We start from the raw sequence: 16,455 nt of genomic DNA on the forward strand, positions 1-16,455 counted from the left end.
CTTATGCAATACTATCATACGGTAACAGCGGGTAGTCCTAACCCGGGCGGAGTGCCTGAAAAGCAACCCATCCCGCAGGAAGAACCGCCAAGGCCCAATAATCCGGAAGTAACGCCTCCGCCTCCTCCTCCGGGTCCACCTCCTCCGGTGCCAAACGAGATACCTGATCACGATATCAAACGCTCGCCTCCTGATCCAAAAGCTGAAAATGAAAGAGCAGTGCTTATAGCAGAACAGGATAGAGAAGATGTGCAGGAAAGATCTCCGGAGCTGTTCCCCGATAGCACGATCATGGAAACCGGTCACTCCTACGATGAAGAAGATGCGAAGGTAATACCGGAAGAATAAATTTATCACTATTAAACTCCAAATAATATGGCAACAAGAACTCAAACCAAATCAAAGACATCCAGTCAGTCAAGAACTGCCGGAAGAAGTGCATCAGGTAGCAAATCTTCCGCCGGATCACGTACTGCTCCTAAATCATCATCCTCCTCCTCTTCCCGCTCCAGAAACAGCAAAAGCCAAAATGAGGATATGCCAAACTCTAAATTTCACGAACTGTTTGTTGATCAGCTGAAAGACATTTACTGGGCAGAAAAGAATCTCGTGAAAGCGCTTGGTAAAATGCAAAAGGCAGCTACTTCAGAAGAACTGAAGGACGCAATTGCTACTCACCTGGAACAAACCCGCGGACAGGTAGGCAGGGTAGAACAGGTGTTTGAGTCTATTGGACAAACAGCAAAAGCTAAGAAATGTCCCGCAATGGAAGGCCTGATCGCCGAAGGACAGGAAGTGATCGAAGATACAGAGGAGGACAGTGCTGTACGTGATGCAGGCCTGATCATCTGTTGTCAGAAGATCGAGCACTATGAGATCGCATCTTACGGTAGCCTGCGTACCCTGGCAGGAAGAATGGGGCACGACGAGGCCGTACAGTTACTGGAACAAACGCTGAACGAAGAAAAAGAAACAGACGTTCTGCTTACACAACTTGCTGAATCTTCAGTAAATGAAGAGGCCGCAGCTGAGTAAGATAAAATGATACAAATGAGAACCCTAAGGCCTCTGCATGTTATACACGTGAGAGGCCTTTCTTAAATCCATACGATATGCAAAAGTCAGAAGAGAAAAAGCCCTTACGGCCGGAACAGGAACAACCACGCCAACCTGGAATAGAAGCAGATATGGAACCTAAGCCGGTGTTTCAAAAGCAGGAGGGGCCTGTTGGCAAACTAATGGATAAAGTGGCCCTGATCACCGGTGGCGATAGTGGTATAGGACGCGCGGTGGCCGTCGCTTTCGCGAGGGAAGGCGCCAATGTGGTCATCGCTTACCTCGATGAACATGACGATGCCATGCTCACACAGCGACATGTAGAAGAGTACGGGCGCAAAGCGATACTTATACCAGGAGATATCAGTGAAGAAAAACATTGTGCTGATATAGTCGCCAAAGCTGTAGCCACTTTCGGCCGCCTGGATATTGTCGTGAACAATGCGGCTGTGCAATATCCGCAAAAGAACCTGGAGGACATTACGGCTGAACAATTGCAAAAGACCTTCGCTACAAACATATTTTCACATTTCTATATAACCAAAGCTGCATTGCCCCATTTAAAAGAAGGTGCTGCGATCATTAATACCACCTCTGTTACCGCTTACCGGGGCAGTAGTCACCTGATCGACTACTCCAGCACAAAAGGTGCGATCGTCAGTTTTACCCGCTCGCTTTCATCCGCACTGGCTGAGAAAAAGATCCGTGTAAATGCAGTGGCACCCGGTCCCATCTGGACGCCATTAATACCGGCCACCTTTGATGCCGAGCATGTGAAGACATTTGGTTCTGACGTACCGCTGAAGCGCGCCGGAGAACCGGTAGAAGTAGCTGCCAGCTATGTTTTCCTGGCCAGTGATGACGCCAGCTATATGACAGGTCAGGTCCTGCACCCGAATGGCGGAGAGATTGTTAATGGTTAGTGTAAAAATCAACTACTATGGATTTGCTTGCTGAAGCAATGGCTACTGCCAAAGCTGTCAAACTACGTTATGTGAAGTCTGGTACCAAAGGGTATAGCCGGGAAAGAGTAAAAGACGGCTTTCAGTACCGTGATCAGCATGGAGATATCATTAAAGACGATGAGGTATTAAAACGTATACGCGGATTAGTATTGCCTCCTGCCTGGGAACAAGTCTGGATCTCTCCATACGCTAATGGACATTTACAGGCAACAGGTATTGATGCCGCAGGCAGAAGGCAATACCGCTATCATTCCACCTGGGCTAAAGTCCGGAATGAAACCAAATACGACCGCCTGCTACATTTTGGGGAGAAACTACCGCAACTACGTGAGCAGATTAAGGCCGCATTGAGAAAGAAAAGCCTTGATAAAGAGAAAGTTACGGCCATCGCGCTCAGCGTCATGCAGGAAACGCTTATAAGGGTCGGCAATGTCTCTTATGAGAAATTATATGGCTCCTATGGCCTCACAACCCTCCATTCACAACATGTGAAAATAGACGGAAATACCGCCTTTTTTAAGTTTAAGGGAAAGAAGGGTGTATTACATAAGATCACGCTTAAACACGCCCAGTTAGCCAGATTACTACAGAAAGTAAGAGAGATCCCCGGGCAGGAACTATTTCAATATTACGAAGAGGAAGAACACAAAAGCCTCGATTCCGGGGATATCAATGAATATCTTAAATTATGGACTGGAGACGACTTTACCTGTAAAGATTTTCGTACCTGGTCGGGTACCGTCAATGCATTAAATCTGCTGGCTGATCTGACCCCATTCACTTCCGCACATCAATGTAAGCAGAACCTGGTCCAGATCATTGACAGTGTCGCTGGTAAGCTGGGCAATACAAGAGCTGTATGTAAGAAATATTACATTCACCCCAGGATACTTGATGCATATGAGCAATGTGAACTGGAACCATATCTGGAGGAACTAAGAGCGGGCAGAACAAAAAATTCTGAAGAGGGGCTGCATAATGATGAGAAGGTGCTACTGAAATTCATGAAAGAACATAAAAAGGGATAGCGTTGACCTGGAACAGGTCAACAGCCGCTATATCTTCTGTATAAAAAGCCGGGTGCAATCCATCATGATAATAGATTGCACCCGGCTTAATACATTTTAGCTGTACGTCAATAAGTAGTAATTACGATTTGCAGCGACTGTGATCGGATAGTGATAAATGTCTCCGCCGCACGAGCATTCGTAATCAAAATGATTTACGCGAAGATCAGCTGATCTTCTCTGTCTTCTACCGGTATTTTCTGGATAAACTCATCAAAACCGGATTCCTCGTGCGTGCTGTAAGCACCATAGGCATCCAGTACATAACCAATTTCTCCCTCTTTGTCCTCAATTAGATACAATACAGACATATCGCCCGGATCAGATTCCCCTTCAAACCGGTAGGTTTTAATGATCTTCAATTCTTCAGGATTGTAGATCTTTTGTTTCTCTGTATTCTGCATGCGCCCGTGATCACTCATCTTCAATTCGTGGTCTAGGCCTTTCTCATGCAGTTTTTGCATCACCCGGCTAAGGGTGGTCATTTCGCCTGGCTTTTCCATAAACAAAGGTTTTTGTTACATAACTAAAATCCAAAAGACGTGCCATGGCATATAGTTTGGTTTTCACTCAGTATCACTTCTAAACTAATTTTTTATGAGAGCTGTTTGGTCAGGAACAATCGGTTTCGGGTTAGTTAATATACCCATCAAATTGTACAGCGCCGTGCAGGATAGCAGACTGGATCTGGACATGCTGGATAGAAAAGATCACGCCCATATCAAATTCAAAAGGGTTAATGAAGACACCGGTAAGGAAGTAGCATGGGAGCAGATTGTAAAGGGTTATCTGTACAATGACGAATACATCATCCTTGAGGATGAAGACTTTCAGGAAGCCAGTCCCGAGAAAAGTAAGATCATCACTATCGAGTCATTCGTAGAACTGACTGAGATTGATGATATCTATTTTGAGACACCTTACTTTATTGAACCGGATAAGGCTGGTGTGAAGGCATACGATCTCTTACTGAAAACGTTACAGAAAACGGGTAAGGCCGGTCTGGGGCGTTTTGTACTCAGAACGAGTGAACACCTGGCCATTATACGTCCGCGGGAAGACTACCTGATGTTGCAACAACTAAGATTTGCCCAGGAGATCCGTTCTCCGGAAGAACTGTCTTTCCCCGCCAACACAAAGATCAGTAAGAAAGAACTTGACATGGCGATCCAGCTGGTCGACAGCTATACAACCGATTTTGATATCAGCCAGTATAAGGATACCTACCATGAAGACCTGATGAAGATCATAAAAGCGAAAGCCAGTGGTAAGCGCCGCACTGTCAAGAAAATGAAGGTTGTTCATACCAAGAGCAGCGACCTGTTCAGTCAGTTAAAAGCTAGTCTTAACCCAGGAGGTAGTAGTAGTAAAAAACGTGCATCATGAGTAGCCTGAGAACATACGACCAGAAACGCAATTTCAAGGAAACTGCGGAGCCCAAAGGCGGGAAAAGAAAGAGTGGTGGCAAGGAGCATATCTTCGTTATACAACGGCATCATGCTTCACGCCTGCATTATGACTTCCGTCTGGAAGTAGATGGCGTACTGAAAAGCTGGGCAGTGCCGAAAGGGCCTTCCATGAATCCTTCAGATAAAAGACTGGCCATGCAGGTGGAAGATCATCCATACGATTACAAAGACTTCGAAGGTGTCATTCCAGAAGGGAACTATGGAGCTGGTTTTGTCTATGTCTGGGATAAGGGAAGCTATGAACTTTTGCATGGTGATGGTGCCAGCTTCGACAAGGAAGCCGGTAAAGAGATCAGGGAAGGTAACCTGAAAATTCGCCTGAAAGGCCGGAAGGTAAAGGGGGAGTTCGCCCTAGTCAGAATGAAAAACTCAGATGATAATGCCTGGCTGCTGCTGAAACACAAAGACGATTACGCGGTAAAAGGTACTTACGATAGTGAGAATTATACCCCGCAGCGCATCAAAGACAGAGGTGTGAAAGAAAAGGAGAAGATGAAGACAGGTACTAAGAAAAAGGCGGCGCCAGCAAAAGAGAAAGCAAAGACAGCCACCAGGGCTAAGACGAAGCGCGAACTGTTCACACCCATGATGGCAACCCTGGTAGATGCCCCTTTCAACAGGGATGGCTGGTTGTTTGAAACAAAATGGGACGGATACAGGGCTATTGCAGACGTGAGCAAGGGCAAGGTAGAACTGTATTCCAGGAACCATCTTTCTTTCAATAAAGATTATGCACCGGTTGTGACAGCATTGGAAAAACTGAAGCATAATGCTGTGTTGGATGGGGAAATAGTCATTCTGAAAAAGGATGGTACATCGGATTTTCAGGCATTGCAAAACTATAAGAATGACGCCTCAGGTAACCTGGTCTATGTAGTGTTTGATATGTTGGAGCTGGACGGACAGGACCTGACAGCCATGCCATTGATCCAGCGAAAGGAACTGCTGAAAGAGGTGATTAAACAGCTCAAAAGCAAAACTGTGGTCTATTCAGACCATGTACTGGATACCAGTGACAAGCTGTATAATGAAGCAAAGCAGAAAGGCTGGGAAGGCATTATAGCGAAGGAAGCAGAGAGTTTATATGCGGAAGGGAAACGTACACTTTCCTGGCTGAAAATAAAGATCATTGGTGAACAGGAGGCTATTATCTGCGGATATACCGAGCCAAAAGGAAGCAGGAAAAAGATAGGCTCCCTCGTGCTGGGTGTGTATGACGATAAGAAAAACCTCAGGTATGTGGGTAATTGTGGTGGTGGTTTAGACGGAACGCTGATCAATGAACTGTATGAGAAGATGCAGCCACTCATCCAAAAATCATCTCCCTTTGATGAAAAGGTGAGAACGAATACGCCTGTGACCTGGGTAAAGCCGACGTTGGTATGTCAGGTGAAATTCTCTTCCTGGACAAGCGACAAACATCTGCGTCAGCCGGTATTCCTGGGGCTCAGGAAAGATAAACCAGCCACTGAAGTACAGAAGGAAACTCCTAAATCAGCTAAGATGGCAACAAAGAAAGCTGCTACAACGGCCCCGGCTAAAGCTGGTCGTGAGGATGAAAGCACTGTGGCATTGAATGGTAAGAAGGTTCCACTGACCAACCAGAATAAGCTGTACTGGCCGGATGAAAAGATAACAAAAGGGGAGTTGGTGGATTACTATATCACAATGGCAGACTACGTATTGCCGTATCTGAAAGATCGCCCTCTGAGCCTGCACCGCTTCCCGAATGGCATTAAAGATGCCGGATTTTATCAGAAAGATATGGATACCGCATCTGCTCCTGACTGGCTGAAAACGGTATCGTTACATGCTGCTTCTGCCTCCCGTGATGTAGATTACCTGGTGTGTAATAATGCTGCGACACTGGTGTATATGGCTAATCTTGGTTGTATTGAAATGAATCCATGGTTATCCCGTGTGAAGAAGCTGGATAATCCGGATTATATCGTACTGGACCTTGACCCTGAGAATATCGCCTTTAAATATGTAGTGGAGACGGCATTGGCTATCAAGTCCCTGCTGGATCAACTCGGGGTGACTGCATTCTGTAAGACATCAGGGGCTTCTGGTATACATATTTATGTGCCGACAGGAGGGAAGTATAATTATGAAACCTGCCGGTTATTTGCCGAGTATGTAGCCAAACAGGTACAGCAGGAATTGCCCCAAACAACCAGTGTGATCCGCACAAAGTCGAAGCGTAACAAGAAAGTGTATATCGATTATATGCAGAATAGTCGTGGACAAACTGTGGCCTCTCCTTATTCTGTAAGGCCTAAACCAGGAGCAACGGTATCGGCCCCGCTACAATGGGATGAGCTTACAGACGATCTTGCGATCAGCAATTTTACGATATATAATATGGCTGACAGGTTGAAGGAGATCGGTGACCTGTGGAAGGATATCGATAAAACAAAGAATGATCTGCGTAAAGCGATCAGTAAGATAGAAGATCTGGCACAGGCGGATGTGGAATAATAATTGTTTTACACGACACGGTAGTAATTTTTAGACCCTGAAAATGAACCGTTATGCAAACAGTTAATCATCGCAATCATCATGTTAATCTGGCTCCCGTATACGGCATCATCATATCGGTAATTGCTGTAGTGTTCACTATTATCTTCTACTTTACGAATATGGCGGGTAACCTTTGGACGGGATATTTCGGTAATCTGCTGATGTTTCTCGGTGTATTGTTCTCTGTTATCCACTATAATAGTCAGCATCATGAGAAAACCTCCTCGCTGGCTTTATTTGCTATGGGATTCAGAACAACATTATGGGCCACGATCATCATCTCGTTATTCACGATTATGATGCATTTTATTGCAACCTCTCAGATCGGCAATGATAATTTCAATTTCTGGATATACCTGGCGGGTAATGTATTGTTTACAAATATTGTATTAGGATTGCTGGCTTCCGCATTGTCAGCCATGGTGTTCAAAAAGAACCAGAAGACGACGAGACCGGAGCAAAGATCACATTAGCCAGCCTAATATAAGGCAGGCGAGGACTATAAACGGGGATGGTATACGCGACAGGAAAAGGATGGAGAGCGTACCCAGTGCGATAGCGATATTATACCAGGTATGTGGGATGGCCAGGAACAATATAATCGTGGCTGCCCACATAATCCCTACTACCGTGGCATTAATTCCCTCCAATGCCCGGTAAATAACTACGTATTTCTTCAGATTATGCCATATCGGGAAGAAGAATAGCACTAATAGCAGACTGGGTAAGAAAATGGCAACAGGTGCCAGTATACAGCCCAGTAACTGATATCCCGGACCAAGGCTCCGCATCACCATACCACCTACATAAGCAGTGATAGAAAACGTTGGACCTGGTAATGCCCGCATAATACCCGCTCCTGTCAGCAATTCTTCCGCATTCATGAATTGTGTCTTCGCGCGGGATACATACTGTTCCAGCATCATCGCGATCAGAATGTCTCCTCCACCAAATACAAGGCTCCCAAAACGATAGAAGTTCTCAAACAGGTTGAACGGCCTGCGGGTGATCCAGTCATGTGTACGCGCCAGTTCCGAGAAAAAACCCGCCAGAATAAACAGTAATGCAAATAGCCATATATTGGTCCACCTGATCTTCTTGGGTTTCTCATGGAAGTCGGGTATACGTTTATCACTGAAATTTGATACAACGCCCCCTAATATGATCAGACAGGGAAATGTCCATGGCGATTTAAGGAAATAGGAGGCCAGCAGTGAAACGACCATGATCACCCCCGTAGCCAGGTTACGTATACTGATACGGAATGCCCGCATGCTTCCATAGATCAGGAAACCGACAGCCATAGGTTGTACGTACTTAAATATATCAGTGTTGAGGGCTTTCTGGTCAAAATACTGTAACAGGAAGCTGAGTGAGCCCATAAGTATACAGGCAGGTGCGATCCATATCAGGAGTGTTGCTACGGCGAGTGTGACACCGCCTCTCTTGTAACCGATGAGTGTAAGCGTCTGGGAAGAAGAAGCACCGGGTAGCAGCTGACAGAAAGCATTGTATTCCATCAGTTCCTGTTCAGTCACATCCCTTCGCTGATGTACAAATGTCTTCAACATCATCGCCAGGTGGCCCTGAGGCCCCCCGTATGCTGTGATGCTATGCATGAAGACAGCTTTGAGGAAAGGTATATGACGAAGGAACACGTTTGATGTAATTGTTCGGCTGCCCGAATTTCAATAATTTCCGGACAATTACAAACTATAAAGCGACAAACTGTTGATTTTCTTCGGTTAATAGTAGAATGTACAGGCATAATACTTGTTGTACAGTATCAATACTTTGCAGGATATTGAACATTTCCCACCCTGATCTAATAGCCTGTTAATTTATTGGTAATGAATTATTTACTCATAGAACCGGTTATATGAAGAGATTTCTTATTCTCCTATGCATCACGATCTCGCTGAATGTACACGCCCAGTTATCATTCTATAACAGTGACGCTTATTGGGCAAATTTCTGCCTGCAGCCGGACTGTATTCAGCCTGCTCAGACGGATACCTGCCTCGTTTTCGTCAGTAACAGGCATCTCCACAAGGATAGTTTACGGTTTGTGGATGAATATGTGGACACGCTTGGCCTTAAATACTTCTTTTTGCAGAAAAATGCCGGCAAATGGAATGTTTATCAAACGGCTACACTAGCTGCCGCCATGCGTTTACTGCCTGAAAAGCGGGACATTGTCGTGTATACCGAGGGGATGGGTAAGATCTTCACCACCAATGTGGAACGTGCTTTACTCATGCGGTCACAGTATAATGTGAACGTGATCATGTTTGATTACGCCAGTATCAATACAACCTTTAAACCAGCCCGGAACTTCAGATTTGCACGGGCAAATGCCCGGTTGTCAGCCCCCCATTATTACAAATTGCTGCGCGAGATACAGCAGGCCCGCCGGGGGCAGGAAGACTGGATGCAGCAGGTAAAGGTCTCTACTTTCTGTCACAGTATGGGTAATATTATTATGATGGAGATGATGAAGGGACAGGATTATCAGCAGCTAAACAAAGAACCGTTTATTGATAATGTAGTGATCAACGCCGCCTGTGTGCCTTCCCGTGGACATGAGGAATGGGTAGAAAATATACGCTTCGCAAATAAGATATATATCCACTACAACAGGGCGGACTGGCAGTTGAAAGGTGCGCATTTAATAACAATGACTCCCCAGCTGGGAGAGAAGCTAAAAGGAACGCTGGCGCATAATGCTACTTATATCAACTTCAGGGAACAGGTAGGTAGTCAGCATAGCTATTTTCTGAATTTTCCGCAGAATGAATACCGGATGACGAATGAAATGAGGGATTACTTTGGGCAACTATTTAGTGGAAAAGTAGCCGTGCTGGAAGAGGAAAAGACGTTGGCCAAGAAACAGGGTAGTGCCGCCGGTAGTGTCAATTAAAGATAACGGGTATCAGCATACTGACTATAAACGAAAAACGCTCCTTTATGGAGCGTTTTTCGTTTATAGCTATTTTTTAAGACCGATCTCTCTCAGTCGTTCATCCAGGTATTCGCCGGCAGTAACCGGTTCATAAGCCAGTGGATGTTGGTCGGTGACACAGCTTTCCAGGGCATTCAGTGGCATCTCTGATTTGGGATGCAGGAAGAATGGAATGGAATAGCGGCTGGTGTGCCACATATCACGCGGTGGGTTTACTACGCGGTGGGTGGTAGATTTCAGGCGGTTATTAGTCAGTCTTTGCAGCATATCTCCTACATTTACCACAATCTGCTCAGGCAGTGACGTCACCGGTACCCAGTTATTTTGTTTATCGAGGATCTGTAATCCATCTGCAGAAGCGCCTACCAGCAGGGTTATCAGATTGATATCTTCATGCTGTTCTGCGCGGATAGCAGAAGCCGGTTCTTCTGTGATAGGAGGATAATGTATGGCTCTCAGAATAGAGTTACCATTATGAATAAACTGATCAAAGTAATGCTCATCCAGTCCCAGGTAGATCGCAATAGCCTGCAATAAAGCTTTACCCGATTTTTCAAAGCCACGATAGGCATCAAAGAATGTCGGAGTAAAAGCCGGAATCTCTTTCACGACTACGTTTGGAGGGTATTCACTGCCAATCGGATCGTCATCTTCTACGGTCTGACCAAACTGAAAAAACTCCTTCAGGTCTGGTGCTTCATATCCTTTGGCATGCTCCCTGCCGAACGAAGTATAGCCGCGCTGGCCTGCCAGTTCCGGGATCTCATAAGATCGCTTGGTTTCCGGAGGAAGTGTAAAGAAAAGCTGCACGTACTTGTACAGTTTCGCAATCAGTTCGTCAGAAATACCATGGTTTTTTACCGCAACAAAGCCTACTTCCTCATAGGCTTTACCAAGCTGCTCTACAAATGCAGCCTTGCTGGCGGCGTCGCCCGAGGTGAAGGCGGCGAGGTCCACAACTGGAATGGAATGAGTTATTGCCATATTATGAGTTTTACCTTACTAAGGTAACTCATTTTAAGAATGCTTCGTCCTCCGGTGTTATATCTACCACTGCATAACGTTGAACATGGTTGATCAGCATCTCATCCATAATATCCACCATGTTCTTATAGTTGGCGTTTTTGTCTGCCTTGATGAGTACCATCAGTTCATCTGCTTTGTGCTGCTGCATAACGCGGTCACGTTTATCGATGATCACATCACGTATGCCCTGGTTATTGGCATAAGATGAGTGTTTAACAACAGGCGGATGTGCAGGATCATTGCCAATGCCTTCATAGTAGCTTACTTTATCATTAGCTCCCAGCAGTATTGTGAGTGAGGTACTTTCAGGCAGTACAGAGGGATGTTCATGATCCTCCCTGGCTGGCATCAGCAGGTCGGTAGTCCTGTGTTTCATCATGGTAGTCGTTAACATGAAAAAGGTAATGAGCAGGAAGCCCAGGTCTACCATGGGTGTCATATCGACACGGGTGCTTGCTTTTTTGGAACGGGTGCCTCTTTTACGGCTACGTTCAGAGCCGCCGGTATTCATTTCAGCCATACAATTGGTTTAACAGGGTAAAGAATAAATGACTGAAAGCGCTTTCACATATATAGATGCAGCTCGTAATAAAATCCATAAAGCACTTTAAAATTGATAATCAATAATGGATCATTGGTTTGCTGTGTCTTATCAGGGTGATTGATTTTGAAGGAAAGTTGAACACCATGGTAACGGGACTTATTGCCCTTAAGAAAGATCGTTACATCATTTTCTTTTTATATGTTTCAATAATGTGTAGTAAGATGATCAGACCCTGATCAGGTACTTTTCAGCAGCCTGGGACGGTATAAAAAGAAGCGGGTGTATCAAAAGGACTTTGATACACCCGCTCTTTGTTATTTCGGGACTAGACAGTTAATATCCCTGTTCACCGGGTATCAGGCTGCTAACACTACTATTGCAGGAATTAAAACTCAGCGTTCTTCGGCGTTCTCGGGAAAGGTATTACGTCTCTGATGTTACCCATGCCGCTGGCAAACAATACCAGTCTTTCGAAGCCCAGACCGAAGCCCGCATGCGGTGCAGAACCATAGCGGCGGGTATCCAGGTACCAGCTCATTTCTTCTACCGGCAGGTTCATTTCTTCCATACGCTGAACCAGCTTATCATAGTTTTCCTCACGCTGAGAGCCACCTACGATCTCACCAATACCAGGGAAGAGGATATCCATTGCTCTAACGGTTTTACCATCTTCATTCTGCTTCATATAGAAAGCTTTGATAGCTTTCGGATAGTCGGTCAGGATCACTGGTTTTTTGAAATGTTTTTCTACCAGGTAGCGTTCATGTTCACTTTGCAGGTCAGCGCCCCATTCTTCGATCAGATAAGAGAATTTCTTGGTCTTGTTAGGCTTGCTGTTTTTCAGGATGTCGATTGCTTCCGTGTAGGTGATGCGAACGAACTCGTTATTCAGTACGAACTCAATTTTCTCGATCAGGCCCATTTCGCTACGTTCCTGCTGAGGTTTTTGTTTTTCTTCTTCCACGAGGCGTTGTGCGAGGAATTCCAGGTCTTCCCTGTTATGTTCCAGTGCATAACCGAGCACATATTTAATGAAAGCCTCTGCCAGGTTCATGTTATCTACCAGGTCGTAGAAGGCCATTTCCGGTTCGATCATCCAGAATTCAGCCAGGTGACGGGCAGTATTAGAATTTTCTGCACGGAAGGTCGGGCCGAAGGTATAGATATCACCAAAGGCCATCGCACCGAGTTCGCCTTCCAGCTGGCCGGATACGGTCAGGTTGGTCGCTTTCCCGAAGAAATCTTCTTTATAGTCTATCTCACCACTTTCGGTCAGCGGCGGGTTTTTAATATCAAAGTTTGTTACATGGAACATTTCACCAGCGCCTTCTGCGTCAGAAGCGGTAATGATAGGCGTGTGCAGGTATACAAAGCCTCTTTCGTTAAAGAACTTGTGTACTGCAAATGCCAGGGAGTGACGTAAGCGGAAGATAGCGCCGAAGGTGTTGGTACGGAAACGCAGGTGAGCTATTTCACGCAGGTATTCCAGGCTTGGGCGGTTTTTCAGCTGAAGCGGGTATTTTTCAGGATCACAATCACCCAGTATTTCCAGTTCGATTGCTTTTACTTCCACGCGCTGACCTTTACCCAGGGAAGGGACCACCTGACCTGAAACACTGATAGCAGCCCCTGTGGTAAGGCGTTTCGCCAGTTCGGGAGTGACTGTTTCCAGGTCCAGTACAATCTGGATATTATTATTGGTAGAGCCATCGTTCAAAGCTATAAACTGATTGTTACGGAATGACCGTATCCAACCCTTTACTACTACATTGTAGTCGGTTTTTTCGTCCTGCAGGATCTGCTTGACTTTTACTCTTTGGCTCATATAGATATATATTTTAGGATTGCAAATTTAAGAGATATGGATCATTCTGCATAGGGCATTAATATCCTTCCTGCGGGCCGGACTAAAGAAAATGTTAAAATAATCAGGGCGCCCTTACCGGGTGTTTGGCAGGAATGTTGATGGATATTCCGGGACCGGTACCACAGATAGGCTATGGGACGGGGTTTTCCAGGGGGATAGACCGGACGGACGCTTGTCTGGTAGCCATTGTAACACATTGGGACAGTGCTTTTTTTTTGGATAATAGCGAAACTTGTTTTAATCTTGCGTTACAAACCTGCCTGATAAAGTTCTAAATTTCCATATTTCCATCTTCGTCGGCAGTCCTAAACTCAACATTCCCTATCAGATTTAATAACCAGATTAAATTTATTGGACTCAAAAAACAATTATTTGTAATTGGTGTATGTTGGTATGTAGTGGTACCCACCTCACAACACTTTTAAATTTGACAACACACGATGATGTACGACATCTTACAATTGAACGACATGCTCGTTCCTGAGCTGCTTGACATTGCAGAGAAACTGGATGTGCCAAACGCCAAAAAACTGAGCAAACAGGATCTTATCTATAAAATTCTCGATAAGCAGGCAGTAATGGCCTCCGAAGGTAACCCGGCAAATGGTGAAGAAAAGAAAACACGTAAACGTAAGAGTAAAAAAGAAGAAGAAGAAGCTGAAATACCTGTAGCAGAAGCCACCGCCGCAGATGAAAAACCTAAACGTGGCAGAAAACCAGCTGCTAACGGAATCAAAACCAAAGACGCTGAATTGGACGAACCTAAAGCACAGGAAACCAAACCTAAGAAAAAGAACTTCGATATAGATCTCGATATCCCCTCTCTCACTTTCGACGATGACGATGATGTGATCATTCCACAATTCACTGAAGATATTGAAGACGAGGAAGAAGAGGAGGATGATGTAATTACTGCACTGCCACAGGCAGGACAGGCAGAGGAAGAAGATGAAGAGGAAGAAGATGAGGATGACTTTGTGATGCCGGAAGAGCCGGTGATCGCGCAGAAACAGCGCTTCACGCCAAATAAGAAAGAACCTGCTTTTAATATAGAATTTGATGGTATAATTATCAGTGAAGGTGTATTGGAAATGATGCCTGATGGCTACGGTTTCCTGCGCTCTTCTGATTATAACTACCTCAGTTCACCAGATGATATTTACGTTTCTCCTTCACAGATCAAATTATTCGGACTCAAAACAGGTGATACTGTAAAAGGTTCCGTACGTCCTCCGAAAGAAGGCGAGAAATACTTTGCACTGCTGAAAGTTGAAACCATTAACGGTAAGTCTCCTGAAGAAGTACGTGACCGCGTACCATTCGACTATCTGACGCCGTTATTCCCTTTTGAAAAATTACGTCTTACTACTACTTCAAATAACTACTCAACCCGTATCATGGACCTCTTTACTCCAATCGGTAAAGGTCAGCGTGGTTTGATCGTAGCGCAACCTAAGGTGGGTAAAACCATGTTGCTGAAAGAAGTAGCTAACGCGATCGCAACCAACCACCCGGAAGTGTATCTGATGGTCGTACTGATCGATGAACGTCCGGAAGAGGTAACGGATATGGAGCGTAGTGTAAAAGCGGAAGTAATTGCTTCTACCTTTGATGAACCAGCAGAGAAACACGTAAAAGTATCTGCTATCGCTTTGCAGAAAGCAAAACGCCTGGTAGAGTGTGGTCATGACGTAGTGATCCTCCTGGATTCCATTACACGTCTGGCACGTGCACATAACACAGTAGCTCCTGCTTCTGGTAAGGTATTGAGTGGTGGTGTGGAAGCAAACGCTATGCAGAAACCAAAACAGTTCTTTGGTGCTGCCCGTAAGATCGAGAACGGTGGCTCTTTGACAATACTTGCCACTGCACTGATCGATACAGGTTCTAAAATGGATGAGGTGATCTTTGAAGAGTTCAAAGGTACCGGTAACATGGAGTTACAGCTTGACCGTAAACTGGCTAACAGGCGTATCTTCCCGGCTATCGACGTATCTGCATCTTCTACCCGTCGTGACGACCTGTTGCTGGAAAAAGATATTCTGAAACGTATCCATATTCTGCGTAACCACCTCGGAGACATGAATACGGAGGAATCAATGCACTTTATGCTGCAACACATGAGGGGGACCAAGAACAATGAAGAGTTCCTGATCTCCATGAATGGATAAAATTGAAAGGTCCCGTCTCAGACGGGACCTTTTTTTATTACTTGTATTGTTTCCAGTGACTGATCAGATCTTTCTTTCGCCTGTCGGCTGCTTCCAGCCTGAGTCCATTCTTCAGCACTACTCTCATCCCATCTCCTTCGATGTTCCCTATCTGGGATAAATGCACCATCTGGTGGTTGTTGATCTGATAAAAGCGTAAACTGCTGAACAGATCTGTATAATACCGGAATGACCGGTCCGCCAGTACCTGCTGCTTATCAAATAAATGTATGGTACATTTTTCTGCACTCGCTTCAAGGTAAGTGATGGTATTTAATCCGATGATCCTGTCTTCATGTGGTGTAACCGGTATCACCAGGTCCATGTTGATGTTCTTTCCGTTATTGAAATTTTCAAGTAATACTTTATAACGGGTAGTACTGGCATGCGCATGTATCCGATCCGTGATCTTGGATACCGCATGCATCAAACTCTCCCTGTCAATTGGTTTAAGAATGATCTCCACTTCACTGAAGCGGATGGTATGCAGGAATTTCTTCTCAAAAGCAGTGACAAATACCGCTTCGAACGGCGGTACTTCTTTTGTGCCGAGTAATACATCAAAGCCGGTACCATCAGGCATTTCAAGGTCCAGGAATACCAGTTGGGGCTGATGTTCCTGAATAGTGGCAATGCCGTCTGCACAGTCAGACGCGGTAGCAGCTACCTGCACTTCCGGGCAGTATTTTTCCAGCATCAATGATATGATGTCCCGGCTGTTACGTTCATCATCTATTATTACTGCCTTTATCATAGTAGTTCGATA

General features: G+C 45.2%; 15 protein-coding genes. 9 read left to right on the forward strand and 6 right to left on the reverse strand.

The window, feature by feature from the left end:
* Nucleotides 1-3 precede the first annotated feature (3 nt).
* From GWR21_RS20540 to GWR21_RS20555, 4 genes are all read left to right on the forward strand, one after another.
* Nucleotides 4-348 carry a hypothetical protein gene (locus GWR21_RS20540; protein ID WP_162333559.1) on the forward strand — a complete coding sequence of 115 codons (345 nt, stop codon included), beginning with the start codon at nt 4-6 and terminating at the stop codon, nt 346-348.
* A 27-nt stretch (nt 349-375) separates the two neighbouring features.
* Complete coding sequence (locus GWR21_RS20545; protein ID WP_162333560.1) at nt 376-1,035, forward strand: YciE/YciF ferroxidase family protein; 660 nt, start codon at nt 376-378, stop codon at nt 1,033-1,035.
* Between the two features lie 77 nt (nt 1,036-1,112).
* Nucleotides 1,113-1,979 carry an SDR family oxidoreductase gene (locus GWR21_RS20550; RefSeq protein WP_162333561.1) on the forward strand — a complete coding sequence of 289 codons (867 nt, stop codon included), beginning with the start codon at nt 1,113-1,115 and terminating at the stop codon, nt 1,977-1,979.
* A 17-nt stretch (nt 1,980-1,996) separates the two neighbouring features.
* A complete protein-coding gene (locus GWR21_RS20555) occupies nt 1,997-3,049 on the forward strand; it encodes a DNA topoisomerase IB (RefSeq protein ID WP_162333562.1) in 1,053 nt (350 codons plus the stop codon).
* A 194-nt stretch (nt 3,050-3,243) separates the two neighbouring features.
* On the opposite strand, the gene GWR21_RS20560 is transcribed toward GWR21_RS20555, so the two are convergent.
* Nucleotides 3,244-3,591, reverse strand: a complete 348-nt coding sequence (locus GWR21_RS20560) for a hypothetical protein (RefSeq protein ID WP_162333563.1) — start codon at nt 3,589-3,591, stop codon at nt 3,244-3,246.
* 94 nt (nt 3,592-3,685) lie between these two features.
* On the opposite strand from GWR21_RS20560, the gene ku reads away from it, so the two are divergent.
* The 3 genes from ku to GWR21_RS20575 are packed head-to-tail and all read left to right on the forward strand — an operon-like array spanning nt 3,686 to nt 7,553.
* Nucleotides 3,686-4,474 carry a non-homologous end joining protein Ku gene (ku, locus tag GWR21_RS20565; RefSeq protein ID WP_162333564.1) on the forward strand — a complete coding sequence of 263 codons (789 nt, stop codon included), beginning with the start codon at nt 3,686-3,688 and terminating at the stop codon, nt 4,472-4,474.
* Nucleotides 4,471-7,038, forward strand: coding sequence for a DNA ligase D (ligD, locus tag GWR21_RS20570; RefSeq protein WP_162333565.1), 2,568 nt, complete (start codon nt 4,471-4,473; stop codon nt 7,036-7,038). The genes ku and ligD overlap by 4 nt, the downstream gene beginning before the upstream one ends.
* Nucleotides 7,039-7,091: 53 nt before the next feature.
* Nucleotides 7,092-7,553 carry a hypothetical protein gene (locus GWR21_RS20575; protein ID WP_162333566.1) on the forward strand — a complete coding sequence of 154 codons (462 nt, stop codon included), beginning with the start codon at nt 7,092-7,094 and terminating at the stop codon, nt 7,551-7,553.
* On the opposite strand, the gene chrA is transcribed toward GWR21_RS20575, so the two are convergent.
* Complete coding sequence (gene chrA / locus GWR21_RS20580; RefSeq protein ID WP_238429914.1) at nt 7,545-8,699, reverse strand: chromate efflux transporter; 1,155 nt, start codon at nt 8,697-8,699, stop codon at nt 7,545-7,547. The genes GWR21_RS20575 and chrA overlap by 9 nt on opposite strands.
* Nucleotides 8,700-8,959: 260 nt before the next feature.
* Here chrA and GWR21_RS20585 point away from each other — a divergent pair, with 260 nt between their 5' ends.
* Nucleotides 8,960-10,000 carry an alpha/beta hydrolase gene (locus GWR21_RS20585; protein ID WP_162333568.1) on the forward strand — a complete coding sequence of 347 codons (1,041 nt, stop codon included), beginning with the start codon at nt 8,960-8,962 and terminating at the stop codon, nt 9,998-10,000.
* A gap of 69 nt (nt 10,001-10,069) precedes the next feature.
* On the opposite strand, the gene GWR21_RS20590 is transcribed toward GWR21_RS20585, so the two are convergent.
* The 3 genes from GWR21_RS20590 to asnS all read right to left on the reverse strand — a co-directional run bounded on the left by GWR21_RS20590 (nt 10,070) and on the right by asnS (nt 13,437).
* The gene (locus GWR21_RS20590; RefSeq protein ID WP_162333569.1) at nt 10,070-11,026 is read right to left on the reverse strand and encodes an isopenicillin N synthase family dioxygenase; all 957 of its coding nucleotides are present in this window, start codon (nt 11,024-11,026) and stop codon (nt 10,070-10,072) included.
* A 28-nt stretch (nt 11,027-11,054) separates the two neighbouring features.
* Nucleotides 11,055-11,588, reverse strand: a complete 534-nt coding sequence (locus GWR21_RS20595) for an ExbD/TolR family protein (RefSeq protein ID WP_162333570.1) — start codon at nt 11,586-11,588, stop codon at nt 11,055-11,057.
* Nucleotides 11,589-11,997: 409 nt separating this feature from the next.
* Nucleotides 11,998-13,437 carry an asparagine--tRNA ligase gene (gene asnS, locus GWR21_RS20600; protein WP_162333571.1) on the reverse strand — a complete coding sequence of 480 codons (1,440 nt, stop codon included), beginning with the start codon at nt 13,435-13,437 and terminating at the stop codon, nt 11,998-12,000.
* Nucleotides 13,438-13,922: 485 nt separating this feature from the next.
* Between asnS and rho the strand changes: the two genes are divergently transcribed.
* The gene (gene rho / locus GWR21_RS20605; protein ID WP_202929129.1) at nt 13,923-15,650 is read left to right on the forward strand and encodes a transcription termination factor Rho; all 1,728 of its coding nucleotides are present in this window, start codon (nt 13,923-13,925) and stop codon (nt 15,648-15,650) included.
* A 37-nt stretch (nt 15,651-15,687) separates the two neighbouring features.
* On the opposite strand, the gene GWR21_RS20610 is transcribed toward rho, so the two are convergent.
* Nucleotides 15,688-16,443: a LytR/AlgR family response regulator transcription factor gene (locus GWR21_RS20610; protein ID WP_162333573.1), complete on the reverse strand. Its 756-nt coding sequence runs from the start codon at nt 16,441-16,443 to the stop codon at nt 15,688-15,690.
* Nucleotides 16,444-16,455 lie beyond the last annotated feature (12 nt).

It is taken from the genome of Chitinophaga agri, assembly GCF_010093065.1.
Classification (GTDB): domain Bacteria; phylum Bacteroidota; class Bacteroidia; order Chitinophagales; family Chitinophagaceae; genus Chitinophaga; species Chitinophaga agri.